The 21,045-nt window shown below is 57.6% G+C and carries 19 protein-coding genes and 1 pseudogene; 12 read left to right on the forward strand and 8 right to left on the reverse strand.

Annotated features, from left to right (window positions below; genetic code table 11):
- Positions 1–5: 5 nt before the first annotated feature.
- Positions 6–2,015 (reverse strand): TonB-dependent hemoglobin/transferrin/lactoferrin family receptor, encoded by a 2,010-nt coding sequence (locus ACFOSS_RS12940; protein ID WP_377153153.1) that lies wholly within the window; start codon positions 2,013–2,015, stop codon positions 6–8.
- A gap of 175 nt (positions 2,016–2,190) precedes the next feature.
- Between ACFOSS_RS12940 and ACFOSS_RS12945 the strand changes: the two genes are divergently transcribed.
- The 4 genes from ACFOSS_RS12945 (at position 2,191) to ACFOSS_RS12960 (ending at position 5,558) form a co-directional block, all read left to right on the forward strand.
- Positions 2,191–2,877 carry an energy transducer TonB gene (locus tag ACFOSS_RS12945; RefSeq protein ID WP_377153155.1) on the forward strand — a complete coding sequence of 229 codons (687 nt, stop codon included), beginning with the start codon at positions 2,191–2,193 and terminating at the stop codon, positions 2,875–2,877.
- 66 nt (positions 2,878–2,943) lie between these two features.
- Entirely contained in the window at positions 2,944–3,786 is an 843-nt protein-coding gene (locus ACFOSS_RS12950; RefSeq protein ID WP_377153157.1) for a heme/hemin ABC transporter substrate-binding protein, read from the forward strand.
- A 3-nt stretch (positions 3,787–3,789) separates the two neighbouring features.
- Entirely contained in the window at positions 3,790–4,800 is a 1,011-nt protein-coding gene (locus ACFOSS_RS12955) for a FecCD family ABC transporter permease (RefSeq protein ID WP_377153159.1), read from the forward strand.
- Positions 4,797–5,558 (forward strand): heme ABC transporter ATP-binding protein, encoded by a 762-nt coding sequence (locus ACFOSS_RS12960; protein WP_377153161.1) that lies wholly within the window; start codon positions 4,797–4,799, stop codon positions 5,556–5,558. Before ACFOSS_RS12955 ends, ACFOSS_RS12960 begins: the two co-directional genes overlap by 4 nt.
- A gap of 91 nt (positions 5,559–5,649) precedes the next feature.
- On the opposite strand, the gene fabV is transcribed toward ACFOSS_RS12960, so the two are convergent.
- Positions 5,650–6,849 carry an enoyl-ACP reductase FabV gene (gene fabV, locus ACFOSS_RS12965; RefSeq protein WP_377153163.1) on the reverse strand — a complete coding sequence of 400 codons (1,200 nt, stop codon included), beginning with the start codon at positions 6,847–6,849 and terminating at the stop codon, positions 5,650–5,652.
- A 440-nt stretch (positions 6,850–7,289) separates the two neighbouring features.
- Between fabV and ACFOSS_RS12970 the strand changes: the two genes are divergently transcribed.
- The 6 genes and pseudogenes from ACFOSS_RS12970 to ACFOSS_RS12995 form a co-directional block, all read left to right on the forward strand.
- Positions 7,290–9,059 (forward strand): DEAD/DEAH box helicase, encoded by a 1,770-nt coding sequence (locus ACFOSS_RS12970; protein ID WP_377153165.1) that lies wholly within the window; start codon positions 7,290–7,292, stop codon positions 9,057–9,059.
- Positions 9,060–9,070: 11 nt separating this feature from the next.
- Positions 9,071–10,531, forward strand: a complete 1,461-nt coding sequence (gene dacB, locus ACFOSS_RS12975) for a D-alanyl-D-alanine carboxypeptidase/D-alanyl-D-alanine endopeptidase (protein WP_377153167.1) — start codon at positions 9,071–9,073, stop codon at positions 10,529–10,531.
- 275 nt (positions 10,532–10,806) lie between these two features.
- Positions 10,807–12,021, forward strand: a complete 1,215-nt coding sequence (locus ACFOSS_RS12980) for a pyridoxal phosphate-dependent aminotransferase (protein ID WP_377153169.1) — start codon at positions 10,807–10,809, stop codon at positions 12,019–12,021.
- A gap of 119 nt (positions 12,022–12,140) precedes the next feature.
- The gene (locus ACFOSS_RS12985; RefSeq protein ID WP_377153172.1) at positions 12,141–12,455 is read left to right on the forward strand and encodes a hypothetical protein; all 315 of its coding nucleotides are present in this window, start codon (positions 12,141–12,143) and stop codon (positions 12,453–12,455) included.
- A gap of 8 nt (positions 12,456–12,463) precedes the next feature.
- On the forward strand, positions 12,464–13,069 hold the full coding sequence (gene yfbR, locus ACFOSS_RS12990; protein WP_377153948.1) for a 5'-deoxynucleotidase: 606 nt from the start codon (positions 12,464–12,466) through the stop codon (positions 13,067–13,069).
- A gap of 24 nt (positions 13,070–13,093) precedes the next feature.
- A pseudogene (locus ACFOSS_RS12995) lies at positions 13,094–13,461 on the forward strand (YpsA SLOG family protein); the annotation flags it as partial.
- Between the two features lie 86 nt (positions 13,462–13,547).
- Here ACFOSS_RS12995 and ACFOSS_RS13000 read toward each other — a convergent pair.
- A complete protein-coding gene (locus ACFOSS_RS13000; RefSeq protein WP_377153174.1) occupies positions 13,548–14,216 on the reverse strand; it encodes a DUF3313 domain-containing protein in 669 nt (222 codons plus the stop codon).
- Positions 14,217–14,312: 96 nt separating this feature from the next.
- Positions 14,313–16,598 carry a diguanylate cyclase domain-containing protein gene (locus ACFOSS_RS13005; protein WP_377153176.1) on the reverse strand — a complete coding sequence of 762 codons (2,286 nt, stop codon included), beginning with the start codon at positions 16,596–16,598 and terminating at the stop codon, positions 14,313–14,315.
- Positions 16,599–16,882: 284 nt separating this feature from the next.
- On the opposite strand from ACFOSS_RS13005, the gene ACFOSS_RS13010 reads away from it, so the two are divergent.
- Both ACFOSS_RS13010 and ACFOSS_RS13015 read left to right on the forward strand, forming a co-directional pair.
- On the forward strand, positions 16,883–18,181 hold the full coding sequence (locus ACFOSS_RS13010; RefSeq protein ID WP_377153178.1) for a hypothetical protein: 1,299 nt from the start codon (positions 16,883–16,885) through the stop codon (positions 18,179–18,181).
- A gap of 133 nt (positions 18,182–18,314) precedes the next feature.
- Complete coding sequence (locus ACFOSS_RS13015; protein ID WP_377153181.1) at positions 18,315–18,854, forward strand: cysteine hydrolase family protein; 540 nt, start codon at positions 18,315–18,317, stop codon at positions 18,852–18,854.
- 10 nt (positions 18,855–18,864) lie between these two features.
- Here ACFOSS_RS13015 and ACFOSS_RS13020 read toward each other — a convergent pair whose 3' ends face one another.
- From ACFOSS_RS13020 to ACFOSS_RS13035, 4 genes are read right to left on the reverse strand one after another with little or no spacing between them, the layout of a single operon-like run.
- Entirely contained in the window at positions 18,865–19,422 is a 558-nt protein-coding gene (locus ACFOSS_RS13020) for a GNAT family N-acetyltransferase (RefSeq protein WP_377153183.1), read from the reverse strand.
- A gap of 21 nt (positions 19,423–19,443) precedes the next feature.
- Entirely contained in the window at positions 19,444–19,989 is a 546-nt protein-coding gene (locus tag ACFOSS_RS13025) for a DUF3833 domain-containing protein (RefSeq protein WP_377153186.1), read from the reverse strand.
- Entirely contained in the window at positions 19,986–20,474 is a 489-nt protein-coding gene (locus ACFOSS_RS13030; protein WP_377153188.1) for a chalcone isomerase family protein, read from the reverse strand. Before ACFOSS_RS13030 ends, ACFOSS_RS13025 begins: the two co-directional genes overlap by 4 nt.
- Complete coding sequence (locus ACFOSS_RS13035) at positions 20,443–21,042, reverse strand: DUF2878 domain-containing protein (RefSeq protein WP_377153190.1); 600 nt, start codon at positions 21,040–21,042, stop codon at positions 20,443–20,445. The genes ACFOSS_RS13030 and ACFOSS_RS13035 overlap by 32 nt, the downstream gene beginning before the upstream one ends.
- Positions 21,043–21,045 lie beyond the last annotated feature (3 nt).

Here is a 21,045-nt window from a genome sequence, read left to right on the forward strand (position 1 = left end):
CCTCTTTAGAACTGGTAAGCCACAGACAACTTGCCGTTACGGCCAGGTGAGTAGAGCTGGTTGAAGGCCGGCAGGTAGTAACGATCGGTCAGGTTGTCGACCGCCAGATTGACACGCCAGTTATCCCAGCCGTTTTGCTTGGGCTGCCAGCGCATCGCCAGATCGACCAGGGTATAGCCGTCGTAGCTGGTCACATCGTTGCTGGAAGGCACCCGGTCTTGACGACCATAGTGGGCAATGCGGGCACCGACCGTGACTTGATCGGCCAGCAGCCCCTGATTGACACCGAACACCCATTTGTCAGCCGGTATGCTGGACAGCGCCTCGCCGGTGGTCTTATTGGTGCCTCGGGTCTGACCATAACCCAGGTTCAGGGTCAGGCTTTGCCAGCCATATTCGGCGCCCAGTTCATAGCCCCTGAGCTGTGCTTTGGCGACGTTGTTGTAGGTGGTTTCAAAGATCATGTTGCGGAAATCATTCACCACTTGCTGCTCGATGAAGTCATCGATGTCGTTATCAAACCAGGTGGCATTCAGGCCGAGGCGATCTGCAGTGATCACGTTCTCGAACGCCAGGCGTGCCGACAGCTCCTTGTTCTTGGCAGTTTCCGGCTTCAGATCAGGATTTGGCTGGAAGGTGTTGCACATGGTGGGCCCCATGCAGAAGTGGGTGCCCGAGGTGTAGAGCTCCTCGCTGGTCGGTGCGCGGAAAGCCTCATCATAGCGCGCCGCCAGTGTCAGCCAGCGGGTGGTAGACCAGCTCAAACCTACCGATGGCGACCAGTGCTCATGGGTCCGGGCGGAGCCAGCTTGTTGCTGATCCTCGGTATGGAACTGATCGAACCGAATACCTGGCGTCAACGTCCAGTCATTCAGGAACGGCAATTCATATTGGGCGAACGTGCCCCATACGCGGGAACGGCCATCTGATGGGACAGGGCGATTGCTCCCCTCACGGCTACCATAGGTCTTGTCGAAGTAAATATCGGCGCCGGCCAGCAGATTACCCAAAGCCAATTCAGCACGGTTATTGGCATTGAGGCCTATGGTCTGGAAGTTGACCTCATCCTGCTGTTGTTTGGCGATGCGATACTCATCGAAGTTGGTCTTGTTGTAGTAAGCCGTGACCCGGCTATCGATCAGCGGATTGTCGGGCGTAAACTGGTAATCCAGTGTGGTATTGAAATCCTTGGTCTGTTGATCCACCAACGGAACCGAGCTGCTGACATTGGCGGTCGGATTGCTTGGCGCACTTTGATTGGCCTCGCTGTGTCGCAGCGACAGTTCCAGCCGCTGGGCATCGTCCGGCGTCCAGCCAAACTTGCCCATCACCCCTTGTTGACGCGCCGCAGAGTGCTGCAGGTCCTCACCATTACCTAGCCGGATATCATTACCGTCGTTGTAATAGGCATTCAGCAGCCAGTCGCCTTGCTTGCCATCCGTACGACCGTAGACTGCGCCGCTGGTCAGTGACTTGTCATCCGCCGTGTGATAGCCCTGTTTGACGTAACCGCCAAGATCTTGATCGGCTGCTAGCAGATCATTTGCACTGCGAGTGCGGGTCGATACAACCCCACCCAAGGCACCACTGCCCCATAGCGAGCTGGAGGGCCCCTTCACGACATCCACCTGTTCGACGAGCTCAGGGTCGACGAAATAGGTGCCACGATGGCCCGAGCGGGTATTCTGGCGCACGCCATCGATAACTTGCAGCACCCGATCACCACTCAGACCACGGATCACCGGATCTTGTGCGCCAGGGCGGCTACCGCCGATATTCTCGATATTGCTCTCGTATTTGAGGGTTTCGACGACAGAATCAACCTGTCTGGCGTCAATTTCCTCTCGTTTCACCACCGCCACCTGACGCTGTTGCTTCTCGAGTGGCTTCTTGTCACGGGTCGCCGTGACGATGACTGGATCCAGCGTTTTCAAGGCTTCTTCTGCCGCCTGAGCAGAGGTGGCGGCCGCCAGTACACCACAGACAGCCAGCGACACCTTGGACAACTTGTTCACATTTGACTCCTTTCGCATGAGATTTGCGGAAACCGTGCAAAAGAGTAAAACGACCAAAACGCGTTTGCAAACAATTCTCATTTGTAATTTAGTGTGTCATCGAGTACTCTGCTGTCATCAAGATCCGCATCCGCGCGTGACGACGCACGGTTCAGCTTCAGGAGAAAATTCCGGCATGCTTACACACAGGATTTGGCTGGCCGCCAGTGTATCCATCGGCGTCCATATCGGACTGTTTGCCCTGTTATCCCAGGCACAGGCCATGCCCAAAGTGACGTTGCCACCGCAGGCCATCGCCATTTCTGTTGCCATGACCACAGCCGCCAGGCCAACGCAAGCCGTTCAGCCTCCGGCCCCGCAACCTGAACCGCCTAAACCACAGGTCAAGCCGAAACCCGAGGTGGTAAAAAAACCGGTCCCGGCCAAAAAAGCGCAGGTCAAGCAGGTCAAACCGAAGCAACGCGTGCGCAAAGCGCCCACGCCGGCTAAGACCGTCGAACCAACGCCAAGCACGCAAGCAGCCAAACCGGTAACCCCGGCTCATGACACCCGTGCGCCGAAAATTGGCCCCAAACCGGTCGTGGCCCAGCAAGAACACTACCCAGCGCGTTATCGGGGGGCTCAGCCTGCACCGGAGTACCCGCGTCTGGCGCGCCGCCGGGGTCTGGAAGGCACCTGTATTATTGAAGTGGTCATGAATACCCGAGGCGACGTGATCCGGTTGGCTCTGAAACAAAGCACTGGCCACTCTATGCTCGACAATGCCGCCCTCAATGCCGTGCGGAACTGGAAATTCATCGCGCCAACCGGCATCTCCGGGCCAAGCAAGGCGCTGGTGCCGGTTCGCTTCACGCTGACCTGATTATTGAACACCCTTTTGGGCTGGCGCTGCCGGCCCTTTTTTTGTCACCTAACGCCTGGAGTCCAGATGAAGAAAACTCTTGTCATGCTGCTGGCTTTGCTGCCAGTGCTGCCGCAGCAAGCCCAGACCGCCACCGAGTCACAACGCATCATCAGTGCCGGAGCTGGTGTTACTGAACTCATCGTCAAACTCGACGCCAGCTCGCAATTGGTCGCCGTAGACTCCACCAGCCGGCTGCCGCCCTCTCTGACGCTACCGGTCGTCGGCTATCACCGCCAACTGGCCAGCGAAGGGTTGTTATCCCTGAAACCGACCTTGCTGATTGGCAGTGACGAAATGGGACCGGATACGACGCTCAAGCAGTTACAAAGTGCTGGTGTAAAGATTGAAAAACTGTCGTCGCGCGCCGATGTTGCCACCCTCAAGCAGAATATTCAGACGCTGGGCAAGCTGCTGGCCAAAGAACAACAGGCAAAACAGCTGCAGCAAGCCGTCGATGCGCAAATCACCGCCCTGCAGACCGGGAAACACGGGCTGAAAAAGTCCCCTCGACTGCTGTACCTGATGATTCATCCGGGCCGCCCGCCAATGGTTGCCGGCGGTAACACCGCAGCCTCCACTCTGATCACCCTGGCAGGAGGCGAAAATCCGGCCGCCTCGCTCAGTAACTATCAGTTACTGAACCTTGAATCCTTACTAGCCATGAAACCCGATGGCTTGCTGGTCAGCCAGCGCAGTCTGCAACAAGATCCCAAGCTACTGGAACATGCGTTGCCACAGATGATGCAACACCCGGAGCTGCGTCAGTTGCCCCTCTATCCGGTGTCGGGACAGGCCCTGATCGCCGGCCTCAATCTTGGCACCTTGCAGGCGGCCAGTCAGCTGCAACAGAAACTGCTGGAGCCATAATCAATGCGCTTGCCGCTTCACAGTGCCCTGCCGTTACTGGGCATACCCTTGTTGCTGGTGACCCTGATCTCGCTCTACTCCGGTGCTCTGCCGTTAAGCCTGGCTGAGACCTGGCAGGCGCTCTGGCGTCAGGGCGACAGTACCCATCAGCTCGTCATCTGGCAGATCCGTCTCCCCCGCAGTCTGATGGCCATCGCCGTCGGAGCCCTGCTGGCACTCAGCGGTGCGGTATTGCAAGGCCTGTTTCGCAATCCGCTGGCTGATCCGGGCATCATAGGAGTCAGCGGCGGCGCTGCATTGGGCGCCGGACTGGCCATCGTCCTGTTGCCTACCTTGTCGCTGCCTTGGCTGACCCTGGGTTCAACAACCCTGCTGGCTTTTGTTGGTGGCATGCTGACGACACTGCTGGTGTACCGGCTGGGACGAGGTCCTTTCGGCACATCCATGGCCATGATGCTGCTAGCGGGGGTGGCGGTCGGTGCCATCGCGTTTTCAGTACTCGGCCTGCTCAACTATGTCGCAGATGACGAGCAATTGCGGGATCTCTCGTTATGGCAAATGGGGTCACTCGCGGGAGCCAGTTGGCCGAGGGTCATTCTGGCGCTGTTGATGGCACTGCTGTTTTGGGGCTGGAGTCAACGCCAGGCAGGTAGACTGAATGCGCTACTGCTCGGTGAAGCAGAAGCCCGCCACCTTGGTGTTGCCGTCGAGCGACTGAAGCGAAACGCCATCCTGGTCTGTGCGCTGGCCGTCGGGATCTCGGTGGCAGCCGCAGGGATGATCGGCTTCATCGGTCTGATGGTTCCACATTTGGTGCGTCTGATTTCAGGGCCGGATTATCGTCGTTTGCTGCCGTTGTCCGCACTTGGCGGGGCCCTGCTGCTGCTGTTTGCCGACTTGCTGGCGCGACAGTTGGCCCCGCCGGCCGAAATCCCCGTCGGCCTCATCACAGCGCTGATCGGCGCCCCGTTCTTTATCTGGTTGCTGCATCAACAACGAGGAAGCCGACCATGAATGCCTTGTCGATGAGCCGTCTTAATCTGACATTGGGCACTCGTCCGCTATTTTGCGACTTCAGCCTGACACTGCAACCGGGTTCCTTGACGGTATTGTTGGGCCCTAACGGGTGCGGCAAATCAACGCTGCTGCGGGTGCTGACAGGCGAGATAGCAAGCCAGGCCGAGATAGCTCTGTTTGACCGGCACCGCGCACTGTGGACGCCCCGCGAGTTGGCCCAGCGGCTGGTAGTGCTGCCTCAAAGCTCGAGCCTGAGCTTCGACTTTTTAGCGCGTGAAGTGGTCGAACTTGGACGTCTGCCCTGGACCAGCTCGCCGGAGGTCAACCTGGCCCGTGTCGAAGCGAGCATGCGCGCCCTGGATGTCTGGTCATTGCGCGACACCTCTTATCTGCACCTCTCCGGTGGGGAGCGACAGCGTCTGCATTTTGCGCGGGTATTGTGTCAACTCGACGACACCCGGCCTGGCATCTTGTTGCTTGACGAGCCAACCTCGGCGCTGGACCCTGGCCACCAGCATCAGGCCATGCAATTGGCCAAACAGCAGGCGGGCTGCGGCCACGCCGTGTTGATGGTGCTGCATGATTTGAACCTCGCATCACGCTATGCCGACCGAGTATTGTTGATGCAAGATGGCCGTCTACTGGCCGATGGTCTGCCACGTGAGACACTGACCGCCGCCTTGTTACACCGCCTTTATGGTGTCGGCCCCGAGCTTTGGCATCACCCCGTGGACGGACGCCCGCTCGTGGTGTGAACCATGCTACATAGCGATAGCGGACGACAACGATAGCGAAGACGACAACGCCCTCATTCGAGGGCGTTGTCGTGGTTTGCAAAGCGGGCGCTTAACCGAGTTCGACGACGTCGAAATTCACTTCCGGATCCACATCTGCGCCATAGTCGACACCGCTCCAGCCAAAGCCGAACAGCTTGAGGAACTCATCCTTGTAGCCTTGATAATCGGTCAGTTGGGAGAGGTTGTCGCTGGTGATCTGCGGCCACAGCTCGCGACAGGCCTGTTGCACATCCTCACGCAGCTCCCAGTCATCCATACGGATACGATTTTTCTCGTCAGTCGGCGTTGCCGTACCGGCATACAGGCGAGTCCAGAACATACGCTGGATCTGTTCAAGGCAACCCTCATGCAGCCCCATCTTTTTCATGATCTGGAACGACATGGAGATATACAACGGCATGACTGGAATCGCAGCAGACGCCTGAGTGACGACCGATTTAAGCACAGCGACGTGAGCGGCACCGCCACGGCTGGCCAGTTTGGCGTTGATGGCGGCACTGGCGCGGTCCAGATCTTCCTTGGCTTTGCCCAAGGTACCGTGCCAGTAGATAGGCCAGGTCAGATCGGTACCGATATAGCTGTAAGCCAGGGTTTTGGTCCCTTCTGCCAACACACCGGCCTCATCCAGGGCATTGATCCATAGCTCCCAGTCCTCGCCCCCCATGACCTTGATGGTGTTGGCAATTTCTTCTTCATTCGCCGGCTCGACCTGCGCCTCGACAATGATGTCCTTGTTGGTATCGATGGCCGTGGTCTTGTAGACCTCACCAATTGGCTTCAGTGCACTGCGCACCACCTCACCGGTATCCGGCAGCTTGCGCACCGGCGATGCCAGCGAGTAGACGACCAGATCGACTTGTCCCAGGTCCTGTTTGATGATCTCAATCACCTTGTCACGGCACTCATTGGAGAACGCATCGCCGTTGATGCTCTTGGCGTACAGGCCGGCTTCCTTGGCTGCCTTATCAAATGCAGCCGCATTGTACCAGCCGGCAGAGCCTGGCTTCTTATCGGTCCCCGGCTTCTCGAAGAAGACCCCCACGGTCGCCGCATCAGAGCCAAATGCTGCCGAGATGCGTGATGAAAGACCGTACCCGGTGGAGGCGCCAATCACCAATACACGCTTCGGACCCTGTTCCAGCTTGCCCTTGCTTTTGATATAGGCGATCTGTTGCCGAACGTTGGCCTCGCAACCGGCAGGATGGGTGGTAGTGCAGATAAAGCCACGAACCTTGGGGGTAATGATCATGTTGGCATCTCGAATGAAAATGACTAGAAACGGCGCAAGCATACACGATAGAAACCGATTTGTGATGTCGGATCAGTTGGTTGACGCCGGTTTGCGCGAAGAGTGGCATTGTATTTCCCGTTCACACTCCTGGCGAACCGGATCCTGACTCAACGCTTGGGAGGCCTGGTTTGCCCGCAAGCGCCCCGCGAGGCAGTGTTCATGGAAGCGCTATAAAAAGTATGCCCTGGCGTCCAGTGGCGAGTCCCATCGCGGATGACCAAACGACCATCACTAAACGTCTCCTGGAGAGCAGAATCGTGTTTTTTCTGCACTATCCGCTGATGCATCCATACCGGAGGCTCAGTCTCATGCTGCGCAGCCATGCCTGCGGGCGGAAGGATTTATCCTGCCCGTCATAACGGCTACAATGCCGCCATGCTACGTTTATCCTGCTCATCATGTCTGGTCATCTGACGCTGCGCCCTTATCAGCTCGATGCTGTGAATGCGGTCGTCCGCCATTTCCGCCGCCAAAGCACCCCCGCGGTTATCGTGCTGCCGACCGGGGCAGGCAAGAGTCTGGTGATTGGCGAACTGGCCCGTCTGGCCCGTGGCCGGGTGCTGGTATTGGCCCACGTCAAGGAGCTGGTCGCGCAAAATCACGCCAAGTATGAGGCGTTGGGGTTCGATAGTGCGCTGCGGGCGGATATTTTCTCGGCCGGGCTGGGGCAAAAGCAGAGCGAACGGCGCGTCATTTTCGGCTCCATCCAATCGGTCGCCCGTCATCTGGATGAGTTTACGGCACCGATTTCTCTACTCATCATTGACGAATGCCATCGCCTCAGCGACGACGATGACAGTCAATATCGACAACTGATCGACCACCTGCGCCAACACAATCCGACCCTGCGCATTCTTGGTCTCACGGCGACGCCCTACCGACTCGGATTCGGCTATATCTACAACTATCACTATCGCGGCATGGTCCGTAGCCATGAGCCCAGACTGTTTCGCGATTGCATCTATGAGCTGCCACTGCGCCAGATGATCAAGCAGGGCTATCTGACCCCACCGCGCCTGATCGATGCTCCGGCCGTGCATTACGACTTCAGCCAGTTACAACCGCGGGACAATGGCCTGTTCAGCGAGGTAGACCTGGACCGCGAATTGCGCCGCCAGCAGCGCGTGACGCCACGCATCGTCGCGCAGATTGTCGATTATGCCAGCCAACGTCAGGGGGTCATGATCTTCGCCGCTACCGTCGAGCATGCCAGGGAGGTGTGCCAACTGCTGCCCACTGGGCAAGCAGGGCTGATTACAGGCGGCACGCCCCTGGCCGAGCGGGATGCCGCCATTGAGGCGTTCAAGCAGCAACGCTTGAAATATCTGGTCAATGTCGCGGTGCTGACAACAGGTTTTGATGCGCCCCATGTCGACCTGATTGCCATTCTCCGCCCTACTGAGTCCGTTTCACTCTACCAACAGATCGTCGGCCGCGGCCTGCGCCTCTCCCCTGGTAAGCAGGAGTGCCTGATCCTCGACTACGCCGGCAACGCCTATGACCTGTTTGCGCCGGAAATTGGTGATCCCAGGCCAGAGGCCGATACCGTGCCGGTCCAGGTATTGTGTCCCGCCTGTGGTTTTGCCAATCAGTTTTGGGGTCGATTGGATAACAATGGTGGCGTGATTGAGCATTTTGGGCGACGCTGCCATGGTTTTTTGCAAGATGATGATGGACAACGCGAATTTTGTGATTATCGTTTCCGGGCCAAATACTGCACTGAATGCGGTGCGGCCAATGATATTGCCGCTCGCCGCTGTCATCAGTGTGACAGCCTGCTGTATGATGCCGACGATCGGCTGAAGGCCGCGCTGGCCCTGAAGGATGCCAAGGTAATTCGCTGTGCCGGTATGACATTCAGCCTCACTTCGCGCCAGGGGCGTCCTCGTGTCCGTGTGACCTACCACGACGAAGAGGGGGCCGAGCTTAGCGAGCAGCTGGCGTTTGAGGGCGAGATCGCCATCCAGCGTGTTAATGAATTTGTTGCCCGACACTGGCGGGCCCCGGGCCTGGCCCCGGAAATGACCAGTCTGTCAGCCCTGCTGGCAGCCGAAGCACAGATGCGCCATCCCGATTTCGTTATTGCCCGCAAGCAGGGGCATGTCTGGCGTATCACCGAGAAAATATTCGATTACCAGGGCCGCTTTCGAACTGCTTACGCCCTGTGATGAGGTTCCTGATGAAACGTATTACCACCCTGCTGTGCACTATTGTGTTGGCTGCCAGCAGCGCCCACGCGGCGATCCCGGCGCCAGAAGGTGCCCGGGTTGCCGTCGCCTATACCACCCCCGGCAGCCAACGCATTGAAGGGGTACACACCGATGCCTTCATGATCCCGGCCTCGACGCAAAAAGTGCTGACGGCAACCGCTGCCAGCCTGTTTTTGGGTCTCGATTGGCAATTCAAGACCCGCATGCTGGCCAGCAACGGCGCCCTGGCCAGCGCCAAGAGCAATGGTGGGACTCTGCCCGGCAATCTGGTACTGGAATTTAACGGCGCCCCTGATTTGACCCGGCAGGCGCTGGTCAATCTGCTCTCCTACCTCAAGCAGCAAGGAATCAGCCGAATTGAGGGCGACATTCTGCTGGACGTCAGCCATTACGCCGGTTATGACCGCGGCAATGGCTGGTCATGGAACGACCTGCCGGTATGTTTTACCGCTCCTGCGTCAGCGGTCGTCATCGATCGCAACTGTGTCTTTGCCCAGCTCAAGGCTGATCAGGTGGGACAGATTGCGCAACCCGTGATCCAGAGTGGCCAACCCATCACCATCAGCAGTGAGGCCCAGGTCGTCACGCTAAACGACTACTATTCCGGCTGCGAACTCGAGGTGAACCTCGACTCAGGCAACAACTATCACCTCACGGGCTGTATCCCCTCGCAACCAGGCAAACCCTGGCCGCTCTCCTTCGCAGTCCAGGATCCCACGGTCTGGGGCGTAAACCTCACGGGCTGGGCGGCCAAACGCGCAGGATTGACCTGGAGCGGCAAGGTCTATTCGGTACGCAAGAGCCCGGACAACCTGGTTGAGCTGGCGCATGTACCATCCGCCCCCCTTGGCAAATTGATGGACCGCATGCTCAAGCGATCAGACAACCTGATTGCGGACAGCATTGCCCGTGCACTGGGTTATGAGTATTTCAAACGCCCCGCCAGCTATGCCAGTGGTGCCGATGCGATCCGCGAAATTCTGCGGACCAAGGCCGGCATCGACCTGGGCTCGGCCCTGCTGGCCGATGGCTCAGGTCTGTCCGCCCATAACCTGATCAAGGCCAGTCAGATGCTGCAGGTGCTGGATTTCATCGCCCGCAACGACGAGCAACTGCAGTTAATTGAGAAATTACCGGTCGCCGGTATGAGCGGTACGCTCGGCTCCCGCGGTAGCGTACAGATGCCCCCTTTGGTAAAGAATGTCACCGCCAAGACCGGCACCTTGCAGAATGTCTCTAATTTGGCCGGATTCATGAAGACGGCCTCCGGTCAGCGCAAGGCGTTTGTCGTCATGGTCAATGGCCTGACGTTTGCACCGAAAATCCGCCAAGCGCTTAAGGCACGACGCATCGCCTCACCACATTACAAGTTTGAGCGCGCAGTGCTGGAGCAGATTTACCGTGAGCAACCGGTACAAATCAGCGACTAAGAATAAAAAAGGGGCCACCAGGCCCCTTTTTCATGACAGACGATCCCGCCATCGAATCGCCGGCGCCTAGTACAGCTGACGCACCATCAGACAGCAATCAGCATTTTATTCCATATCAAAAACAAAACAAAGAATAATATTTGTAATTAATACATTTTTGTCGCCACTATCACTAAAAAAAAGCCTGTAAATCGGGTTGTCACCTCATGAAGGAAGGAGAAGAATAGACGGCTTCGGGGCACGGAGAACCGCCCCACACGCATACAGAGGCACAGATGTACTCAATCGATAAATCCCACAAGCTGGACAATGTCTGTTACGACATTCGTGGCCCGGTGCACAAGGAAGCCCGGCGCCTGGAAGACGAAGGCCACCGCATTCTGAAGCTGAATATTGGCAACCCGGCCCCGTTTGGTTTTGATGCCCCGGAAGAGGTCATCAAAGACGTCATCGTCAACATGTCACAGGGCCAAGGTTACTGTGATTCCAAGGGGCTATTCGCCGCACGCAAAGCTATCGCCCACTACTACCAGCAAAAAGGCTTACGTAAGGCGGATGTGGACGACATCTATATCGGTAACGGTGCCTCCGAACTCATCGTCATGGCCATGCAGGCATTGCTGAACAATGGTGATGAAATGCTGGTGCCGGCGCCGGATTATCCGCTGTGGACCGCCGCGGTCACACTCTCCGGCGGCCATGCGGTGCATTACATCTGTGACGAACAGGCTGATTGGTATCCTGACCTGGATGACATGCGCGCCAAGATCACCAGCAAGACCCGCGGTATTGTCCTCATCAATCCGAATAATCCGACCGGCGCTGTCTACAGCACCGAGTTCTTGCTGGAGGTGATCGAAATCGCGCGCCAGCATAAGTTGATCATCTTTGCCGATGAGATCTACGACAAGATCCTCTACGACGATATCGCCCATCACAGCGTCTGCTCCTTGTGTGACGATGTCCTGGTCGTCACCTTCAATGGCTTGTCCAAAGCCTATCGCGCCTGCGGCTTCCGCCAGGGCTGGATGATGGTCAGCGGACCTAAACAGAATGCTCGCGGTTATATCGATGGTCTGGAGATGCTGGCCTCTATGCGCCTGTGCGCTAACGTGCCGATGCAGTTTGCCATCCAGACTGCGCTCGGTGGTTACCAGAGCATCAACGAGCTGATCCTGCCTGGCGGTCGTCTGCGCAAGCAACGCGATGTGGCATGGGAGCTCATTAACCAGATCCCCGGAGTCTCCTGCGTCAAGCCCAAAGGAGCGCTCTATATGTTCCCGCGGCTCGATCCCAAGGTCTATCCGATCAAAGATGACCAAAAGCTGGTGTTTGATCTGTTGCAGCAGGAAAAGCTGTTGGTTGTGCAAGGGACTGGTTTCAACTGGCCATCCCCGGATCACTTCCGCCTGGTGTTCCTGCCACAGGAGGAGATACTGCAAGATGCTATCGGGCGACTGGCTCGCTTCCTGAAGAGCTATCGTCAGTAAACGTAGCATCAACGGTGCGGGGGCTTGATGCCCCCGCAGTCATTTGATGCCTTGCTGTTTGTTGGCGCCTGCATCGGCAGATGCTACTGTGTGCGCCAACGCGAACAAGGAGCTGCCAGATGAAAAAAACCTACCTGATTCCCTGCCTGTTGATGCCTTTGCTGCTCACCGCCTGTGGCGAGCCCAGTGAAGCCGACATCAAAGGCGCCTTGCAAAACAGCTTGCAGCAAGCTAACTCCGTCTCCACCATGGTGCTCGGCGATCAAGGGAAAATCGAGATCCTTGCTGTTCACAAACTGGGCTGTGATGAGCAGGCTGGCAGTTGGCATTGCACCGTCGAGGTAGAATCCAAGCTGCCGGTCATTGGTGCCCAGCGCAAGACGCATCAGCTCAAAGTCGCCAAGAGCGAGCAGGGCTGGGTGCTGGTCCAGTGACGGAGTCAGTGATGAGCAGCCATTTTTTTGCCCAGCTTGCGCGAATGAAACTGATCTATCGTTGGCCGTTAATGCGCAACGTACAAAGCGAGAACATCAGCGAGCACAGCCTGCAAGTGGCGATGGTCGCCCATATGCTGGCGCTGGTCGAAAACCGCTTCTATGGTGGGCAACTCAACCCCGAGCGCGCGGCCTTGATGGCCTTGTATCATGATGCCAGCGAGATCCTGACCGGCGATCTGCCGACCCCGGTCAAATACCAGAACGCCGCCCTGGCTGCGGAATACAAGAAAATTGAAAAACTGGCCGAACAACGCCTGCTGGCCATGCTCCCTGTCGAGTTCATTGACGACTTTCGCCCGCTGCTCGACTCCAGTGCTCAGGATGCGGCACACGCCACCGTGGTCAAGGCGGCAGATACCCTCTGCGCCTACAGCAAGTGTCTGGAAGAGCTCACCGCCGGAAATCAGGAGTTCGCCGCGGCCAAACGCCGTCTTGAGGCCATGTTGGCGCAACGAATGACACCGGCAGTGCGCTATTTTCTCGACACCTTTATGCCCAGTTTTACACTCAGTCTTGATGAGATGAGTGGTGAGCAGGAGCACGGCATCTAGCCGTTTTCCGTCAGCGCAGCCCCCATGCATCACCTCACAAAGATCGTCTCCGGTGGTCAGGCCGGCGTCGACCGCGCGGCACTGGATGTGGCTATCGCATTGCCGGCTCCACATGGCGGCTGGTGTCCGGCAGGACGACTGGCCGCCGATGGTCCCTTGCCTCTGCGCTACCATCTCACCGCGAACCACGCTCCCGGCTACCGGCAATGTAGACGCGCCAATGTGTGTGACAGCATGGAACCCTGATCATCTATCGTGGCGAGCCGCCTGGCGAAACCCTGCTGACTCAGACGTTCGTCATCGAGGCGCAAGAAACCGGCTTCCAGTGGTCGCTGGACGGATCGCCAAGCTGGCTGGACTGGCTGCAACAACACCAGATTCGGATCCTCAACGTGGCCGGCCCGCACGAGATGCGCCAGCCGGGCACCTATGCCGATGCCCGCGCCCTGTTGTTATGGCTGTGGTCGGCGCAGGATATTTAACCGTGCAGGTTCCGCTTGCCCAGATGTGCCGCCAGCTGGCTGGCCGTTACCCGGCACCAGTCATCGATCAAAGGCTGTATATCGCTCACCGTGACAGCATGATCTCGGGTGATGGTCTCCTTGTCCTGCCGCACATTGATGGCACTGACCAGCAGTGCGCCACTTTGCGAATCAATCAATCGACTCATACTGGAGACATTCAGCAAGTAGGGCTCTTTGCCGAAGGCATCCTTGGTCAGATTGATCGCCACCTTCACCGGCAGCAAATCGCGCAGTTTCATGTCCGGCTTGCTCAAATCCATCCCGGTCACGGCGGCCTGTAACGTGGCGACCCCGTCACCAGCGCTATCACTGACGGTGACGCCCTGTTCAAACAACGCCTTGCGCAGACGCTGCTGAAAGTAATTGCCAAGCTCGTTCTCTACCCCTGCCTGCAACACCACCACCTTGCCATCCGGTTTCTGCTGCATAAACATCAGCGGATCAAGCTTGACGGCATGATAGCGGGAGAGATCGGCAGACGGGACTTTATAAATTTTCTGATTGGGTTGCGCCGGATTGGTCTTGAATGCAGCCAGTGGCGTGGAAGCAGATGGTGCCGTAGCGGCGCAGGCGGTTAAGCAGACAGAGCAGATGGCAAACAGTAACGCAGTACAGTGACGCATGATGACACCTCATTAGGCTCCCAGAGCCGATGGTCAGCATCATAGCGCCGCGGAAAAAACCAACACTTGAACGGAAGTTGAACAGATCAAATAAAGCTAGTCCCTCTGGTTCCCCGTATGCGGGTAAACAAAACCGAACCATTTCTTGTCTTCTACCATCATGTGCTGATCGACGATTTCATAGACAATGAAATGAATCAGCACCAGCGGCTCCAGCTCCCCGCGCAGATAACGCGCCTGCAACTCACCGGCCTTATGTAGCAACTGCTTGTGGATCAGATCATGCCTCACCGCATCGGGATATCGCATTTTCATCAAGGTACTGATTTCATGTTTGAAGTGGGATTTTGCATGAGACAGCAAGCCCAGCAGACAAGGCTCGGTCTGCTCGGTAAAACGGCCAGCCACAATCGTCGCCAGTAATTGGTTGGCGAGCGCAAACAAAGCCTCATGCTCCTCATCGATCTGTGCAAGACCACACTCCAAATCTCGGCTCCAGAGCAGACGAAAAAAGGAGTTGCCACTCTGAGGAATCACGGGTGCGAAGAAAATGATGCTGCCTGCCCCCTGCTTTTTGGCCTTGTACATCATCTGATCGCTCTTGTTGATCAGGTCGTCAATCTGCTCACCATGGTCGGGATACACCACGATACCGATGCTGCATGACAACTGCACCGGCAAATCGGCCGCCAGTGCAATCGGCTCGGAGATCACCGCCACCAGTTTGCGGGCGATCCGTTCGACCGTCGCGCTGGCATTGACATTTTCCAGCACCACAATGAACTCATCCCCGCCCCAGCGGGCAACCAAATCCGACTCGCGCAATGCCTCTCGCAACCGCTGGGCAATCCGCTTTAATACCATGTCTCCGGCATCATGGCCGTAGCTATCATTGACCGGTTTGAACTTATCCAGGTCTACAAATAACAGCGCCAGCTTTTGATGGGTATCGCGTGCAAACTCGATAGAGCGATGTAACCGCCGTTTGAGCAACTCTCTATTCGGCAGCCCGGTCAAGGGATCGTGGGTTGCCAGATGCTTCATCTCGGCTTCGTATTCGACCCGTTTGGTGACATCGCTGAGGGTGTTGAGAATGGCCTTTTCCCCTTCCCAGTCGATTTCACGTAGCCGCGCCTCAACCCAGACCGGCTGTCCCTGGCGGTTGCATAGCCGGAACAGATGCCGCTGCTCGGCCGTGAGCCCGCTCAATTGCGCCTTGGCCCGCCGCCAGAGCTCATCACGCTCATCGGCAAAAAACAGTGTGCTGATATCCAACTGCATCAGCGCCTCCGGTTCAAAGCCGGTTAAAGCCGTAAATGCCGGATTGCTGAACAGGATATGCCGGCCTCGCACCACAACAATGGACTCCTGTAATTGCTCAACCAGCAATTTATAGCGTTCCCGCGACAGGCGTAATTCGCGCTCTATGGTTGACAATTGGTCGAGCTGTACGGCTATGTGCGTCTGCGACGCTTGCAACTGCGCGTTGATGCCGCGCATTTTCCGCGACCAGTAGCTAAACACCAGAATGACGATGACGAGGCTACCGATGGTGATTAACGCCAACGTATAGTCGATATCCTTGACCACCAGCGGAATATGACGATTCATGGTCTGATTGAGATCATCCTGGCTCAGGCTGGCAATAGCGAGATTCAGGCGCGCCAGCAGCTCGGCATCATGTTGCACCAGCCCCATGCGCAGACCGTTGGCATATGCCGGGATCTCACCGGCTATTTTCAGATTGAACCAGCCCCGGCTGTTGATGATATAAGCTGCCATGATGCGAGAACGTAACGTAGCCTGCGCCTGTCTTTGCTCTACCGCTTGTAGTGCTTCCTCCTCATCAGCCACCGGCAGGATACGGATCTGCGGGTAATCCCGCCGCAACCGCTCTTCGATACTGGTCCCAGCCGGTAACGCCAGGATTTGTCCATTCAACTCGGTCGGACTGGAGATATAAGGGTGTTCGTCTCGGGTAATGAAGACATTGGCATCCGTCAGATACGGGGTTGTGAACGTTAACCATTGCTGGCGCTCCGGTGTCTGGTTCAGTAACGAGAGCGCGTCGCACTGGCCGGCTTTGGCCAACTGCAGCGAGCTCTGCCAATCCGGGGTCGGCAGCACATCAAAGCGAAGATCGGCCTGGCTGGCAATCTGCTGCAACAGATCATGGGCAATGCCAATATGTTTTCCATCCGGAGCCAATGCTTCAAAAGGATACCAATCTGGGTCGACGCATAGACGCACGACGCGTTTCGACGCCGCCTGCAGCGGAGTGGCGATCACCCAGACGAACAGCACAAGAAGGCAGGCCCGCCCAAAGCGATAAACCCACCCTCGCCCTCCACCCGGCCGAGTGCTATTTGAGATTCTTGTCATCGATGTCATGCCACCGCCATGTTGCTGCCGCTGCGGCTCAATTCGGTCTGCCAGCCGCTGTGATCAGCTTGTTTTCTCACCTCACTCGCCACACCCTAACCTTAGCCACAGGTGCAGAGAGCCCGCTACTAACGTTGTCGATAGAAACTCAAAACAGAAAAATATCGTCTCGATTGAGTCGATTTTCATCAAAGTGTCATCCTTCTGCCCCATTCTCGCCGCAATAAAGCCCTACCTCTAGCACGGATCTCAATTACCCCGACATGGACGCCAGAAAAAAATCGTTGACCCGTTTGGGTTTGGCCACGGCAGGCCTGATCACCCTAACCTTGTTACTGACTCTGCTGACGCTGTGGACAGCCGCCAAAGCACAGGATGAGCGCCAACGCTGGCTGGATGCGCTCAACGCGCTGCCAGGGGTCGGTGCAACCTGGCTATCCATCGATGATGGCGTGTTCACGCAACGAGGTGAATTGCACCTAAGCATACTCGATGCCAACAGCTTGCTCGCACATTGGCCGCTAGCACATAGTGCCACTGTGGATTGGCAGAGCCTGCTCTCCAGCGCCGATCTCTACCTGAGTATCGACAGCTACACGCTGCCAGGTTGGCTGCAGCATGATGCACGCCTGATCCTGTCGCGAGGCACGCCCGGTCAGTGGCAACAATCCGGCGTCCTGAGTGCTGGCGAGCACCATCTGATCTTGAGCGCGGCTCTTTGGCAAGAACCGCAACTCACGCTAGAAAGCGATGCCTGGCAGCTCAACCTGGCACCGTTAGTCATCCATTGCGGTACCACTCAACTGCACTGGCAGGCCGCGCCAAACCGCAGGCAGCAGCAGATCAACTGGCAGCTGGCAAGCCTGGAGCTCTCATCTGCTGACCAACATACTGCTATCGGCGACTGGCGCGGAGCCCTGACGCTGGTGCGACAAAACGACAGCTGGTTGCTGCCAGTATTCAACAGCCAGCTCGGCTTGTTACAGCATGAGTCGGCTGAACGCCGCCTTGCGCTGTTCAATAGCGACCTCAAGTTGACTACGTCGGCCAACCTCCAAGGGTTGGTGTCATTAATTGATCTGCAAGCGCAAGGTCAGCTTGAAAAGGGCGAGTGGGTTGATCAGACACACGCCTATCAGCTCGCCAAACTGGATACGGGCATCCTCTTATCCGGGATTGATATTCAGGGGTATCAAGCCTTGTTATGGGCCGCCATGACACAGTTTGAGGACAGCACTGTCTGGCGCGCCGCATTGAACCGGGTCACCCGCTCAGGCTTCCATATGCGTATTGCACCGTCCGGATTCCAACTGGCGAATAACGCCATCCATGCGCAAGGTGATGTGACCTCGCGCCCTTTCGATATGGCAGAGCTGCATGATCTGGCTTCCTTTCGCTCCCTGCTCCAGGCATCGCTGGACATAGAGGCCGCCGGCAACCTGGCGCCGGTCATAACCGATGAGGCGACGCTGCTGGCTATCCGCCAGGCGGGCTATATCGAGGACCGTGCCGGCCGGCTAAGAAGCCGGTTGCGAATTGTGAACGGGAAACTCTCGGCCAATGGCTATGCCTTACACTGGTAACCGCGCTTCATCTCGGCGCCATTAGTTTGCTGCAGGTATGGCCCAAACTTGCCGCTTTTTGGCACAGGATGTCGTTGGCATACCCTTTGGGCCGGCACACAATGGCAGGGTCATCATCCGCAGGAGAACGGCCATGTCCAAGCCGAATAAAACGGGAAAACGCGCCCTGATTGTCATTGATGTCCAGAACGACTATTTTGCCGACGGCCTGTTCCCGCAATGGGAAGCCGAACGGGTTTTGGAAAACAGCTTGACCGCCATCGCACATGCCAGCGCGGCTGGCGACGACGTGATACTGATCCAGCATATCGCGGCCAATGACGCTGGTCCGGCCCCGTTCTTCAACCCGGATACCCCGGGCGTCGAGCTGCATCCCAAGCTGTTGGCGGCCGTGCCGGCAGCCACACGGGTGGTTAAACAGCATGCCGATAGCTTTTTGAATACGCGGTTGCACGCAGTCCTCCTGGCCAGCGGCTGCACGGAGCTGTTGCTGTGCGGCATGATGACGCAAAACTGCGTCACGCACACGGCGCTGTCCCCGCTGGCCAGTGGTTATCGCATGGCCGTGATTCCAGAAGCCTGCAGCAGTGTCAGCCAGATGATCCATCTGATCGCATTGCGCGCCCTGTCGGATCGGGTACCCCTGCTGTCGCTGGCCGCAGCCTGGGATTAAGGCACCGCTCTCAGCCTGAGGAGTACGGATTAATTCTGGCGGTCAGCACATGGTCCTGCCATTGCCCGGCAATCTGCAGGTATTGCCGGGCATACCCCTCTCGCTCAAATTGCAGGGCCGTCAATAACCGTGCGCTGCGATGGTTATGAGGCATGTAATTGGCCATCACCCGATGCAACCGCAACTCGGTAAACAGGTAATCGATGCAGCCAGCCACGACCTCGCGCATCAGTCCCTGTCCCTGATACTCCGCTGCGATCGAATAGCCCAGATAGCAGGCCTGAAACGCCCCCCGCGAGATCTGGCTGGCATGACAGGAAGCGACCATCTCTCCAGTCTCAGGGTGCAACGCCACCCAGGGTAAGGCGTCACCACGCAACCAGTGTTGATAACCGACAAACAGCCGGTCCTCACAAGCAGACAGCGTATAGTATGCCTCGTCGCGCTGCGGCTCCCAGGGGGCCAGATGAGCTCGATTGTTGTTGACATAGCGGTATAGCAAGGCACCATCGCGGGCACTGAGCACAGTCAGCCGCAGGCGCGCCGTATGAATTTCAGGAACCGACATCCACGCCTCCTCTCGCTCCCCTCAATGCGGAGCCGGAGCATCCTGTTCAATATAGAGCAGTACCTCGCCGACCCGAAAACCAAACTTGCTAATGGTCGCGCGGTTGATCAGCCGCTGTTCATCCAATAAAAACATCCAGTCATCAAACGTCACATTCACCGCATCGCCGTCCGCCAGCTTCAGATTCATCGTATAGTGCCAGTTCATGGCGAAACCGCGACTACGCCCAGTGGCTTCATCGAGCACATCATCGGCACGTCCGCTGTAGTGGCCATCACCGAGACGCTGCAGCCACCAGGTTCGATGTTGTTTGCGGCCATCGGCAAAGGTGAACCACTCTTCCAGACGGCCGTTGTCCCCCTGCCAGGTGCCCTGCATGCGCACCGAGAAGCGCTCAGTCACCTCGCCAGCCCGGTTGGTTACAATGCCATGCGCGGTCAAAGGGCCCGTAAAAAAGGTCTCCAGCTTCAGGCTCGGGCCTTGTGCCGCATACTGATCGACGGAGTGCGGCGAACAGCCCGCCACCCCCATCAACATCGTTAGCATGATCAGGCAGAGAGTCTTCATGATGCTGGCTCCTTCATGATGGATAGCAATTGTTGGCGCAACGCCGTATCCCGACTGTCCGGTGACAACCAGATCGCCAGGAAGTTATCGCCAAAGCGAGGGTCCTGGATGTTGCCAAGCCGCTGCTGGTGATGAAAAAAGTGGCTGACTCCCTGTCCATCCAGCCAGACGCTCAGGCGATCGCCCGGGCGCACATCGGGCCACATCTGTGCCAGCGCGTCCAGCCAGCGGGCCTGCTCCTGTGGAGTACCGAGACCAAGCCGCTGCCATTCAGCGGCGGTGGCGTCCAGCAGATCGCGACGCGGTATGGCCCGGGCGTAGTCGAGTGTCAGCATCAGATTGCGCTGCCCGGGCTGATAGCGCCCATCAGGGGTGAGCAGGGTCGCCTGGTAGAGCTCCCACCACAGCCAGCTGACGCGAGCCGTGGCCACGACCCGGTAAACAGAGGGCAGTTCAGCTGCGGGGGCGGCGTTTGCTGTTGACACAGCGCAACAAGACACGACGCCCAAAATCAGTAAGCGGCGCAGAAACGACACAGCCATGGGTCTCATCTCCAATCCGAGCCAACACCCAGACCAGTACGGGCAAACACACCATCCAGATCAGCGCCAACAGGATGCCGGTCTGCCATACTCCCAGTGGTAGCGTAACGGCCTGCAAACCGGCAGCGGACAGATAGGCCACAGGCCCGCTGATCGCGCCCAATAACGCCAATTGCCAACCACGGCCTGACAACAGCCGCGGCACCAGCCAGGGACCGAGCCCCAAATCGAGGACGATGACAAAACCGAGCCACAGCAACCACAACCAGGGAGGCACCCAGAGGGTCGAAGACGGGAACTGAAACACCCCCAGCCAGATCAATAACGAATCCAGCAGGCCACCGGCGATGGCCAATCCCAACCAGTAGCCACGCCGGCGACAGGATCCGGCCGGATGAAACCAAAACGGTAGCAACATCAGCAGCAGTAATGGCCACCAGGTGTCGCCCCGGACAACGGCCAGCAACCAGAACAGATCAAACCCGGCGAGCAGAGCCAGACGCCCTCCCATCGC

The organism is Pseudaeromonas sharmana, assembly GCF_042649925.1.
Lineage (GTDB): Bacteria > Pseudomonadota > Gammaproteobacteria > Enterobacterales > Aeromonadaceae > Pseudaeromonas > Pseudaeromonas sharmana.

Excerpts from the sequence above, each read along its gene's own strand:
- ACFOSS_RS12945 (WP_377153155.1), top strand. The coding sequence starts at position 2,191 with ATGCTTACACACAGGATTTGGCTGGCCGCCAGTGTATCCATCGGCGTC.
- ACFOSS_RS12950 (WP_377153157.1), top strand. The coding sequence starts at position 2,944 with ATGAAGAAAACTCTTGTCATGCTGCTGGCTTTGCTGCCAGTGCTGCCG.
- ACFOSS_RS12955 (WP_377153159.1), top strand. The coding sequence starts at position 3,790 with ATGCGCTTGCCGCTTCACAGTGCCCTGCCGTTACTGGGCATACCCTTG.
- ACFOSS_RS12960 (WP_377153161.1), top strand. The coding sequence starts at position 4,797 with ATGAATGCCTTGTCGATGAGCCGTCTTAATCTGACATTGGGCACTCGT.
- fabV (WP_377153163.1), bottom strand. The coding sequence starts at position 6,849 with ATGATCATTACCCCCAAGGTTCGTGGCTTTATCTGCACTACCACCCAT.
- ACFOSS_RS12970 (WP_377153165.1), top strand. The coding sequence starts at position 7,290 with ATGTCTGGTCATCTGACGCTGCGCCCTTATCAGCTCGATGCTGTGAAT.
- dacB (WP_377153167.1), top strand. The coding sequence starts at position 9,071 with ATGAAACGTATTACCACCCTGCTGTGCACTATTGTGTTGGCTGCCAGC.
- ACFOSS_RS12980 (WP_377153169.1), top strand. The coding sequence starts at position 10,807 with ATGTACTCAATCGATAAATCCCACAAGCTGGACAATGTCTGTTACGAC.
- ACFOSS_RS12985 (WP_377153172.1), top strand. The coding sequence starts at position 12,141 with ATGAAAAAAACCTACCTGATTCCCTGCCTGTTGATGCCTTTGCTGCTC.
- ACFOSS_RS13000 (WP_377153174.1), bottom strand. The coding sequence starts at position 14,216 with ATGCGTCACTGTACTGCGTTACTGTTTGCCATCTGCTCTGTCTGCTTA.
- ACFOSS_RS13005 (WP_377153176.1), bottom strand. The coding sequence starts at position 16,598 with ATGACAAGAATCTCAAATAGCACTCGGCCGGGTGGAGGGCGAGGGTGG.
- ACFOSS_RS13015 (WP_377153181.1), top strand. The coding sequence starts at position 18,315 with ATGTCCAAGCCGAATAAAACGGGAAAACGCGCCCTGATTGTCATTGAT.
- ACFOSS_RS13020 (WP_377153183.1), bottom strand. The coding sequence starts at position 19,422 with ATGTCGGTTCCTGAAATTCATACGGCGCGCCTGCGGCTGACTGTGCTC.
- ACFOSS_RS13025 (WP_377153186.1), bottom strand. The coding sequence starts at position 19,989 with ATGAAGACTCTCTGCCTGATCATGCTAACGATGTTGATGGGGGTGGCG.
- ACFOSS_RS13035 (WP_377153190.1), bottom strand. The coding sequence starts at position 21,042 with ATGGGAGGGCGTCTGGCTCTGCTCGCCGGGTTTGATCTGTTCTGGTTG.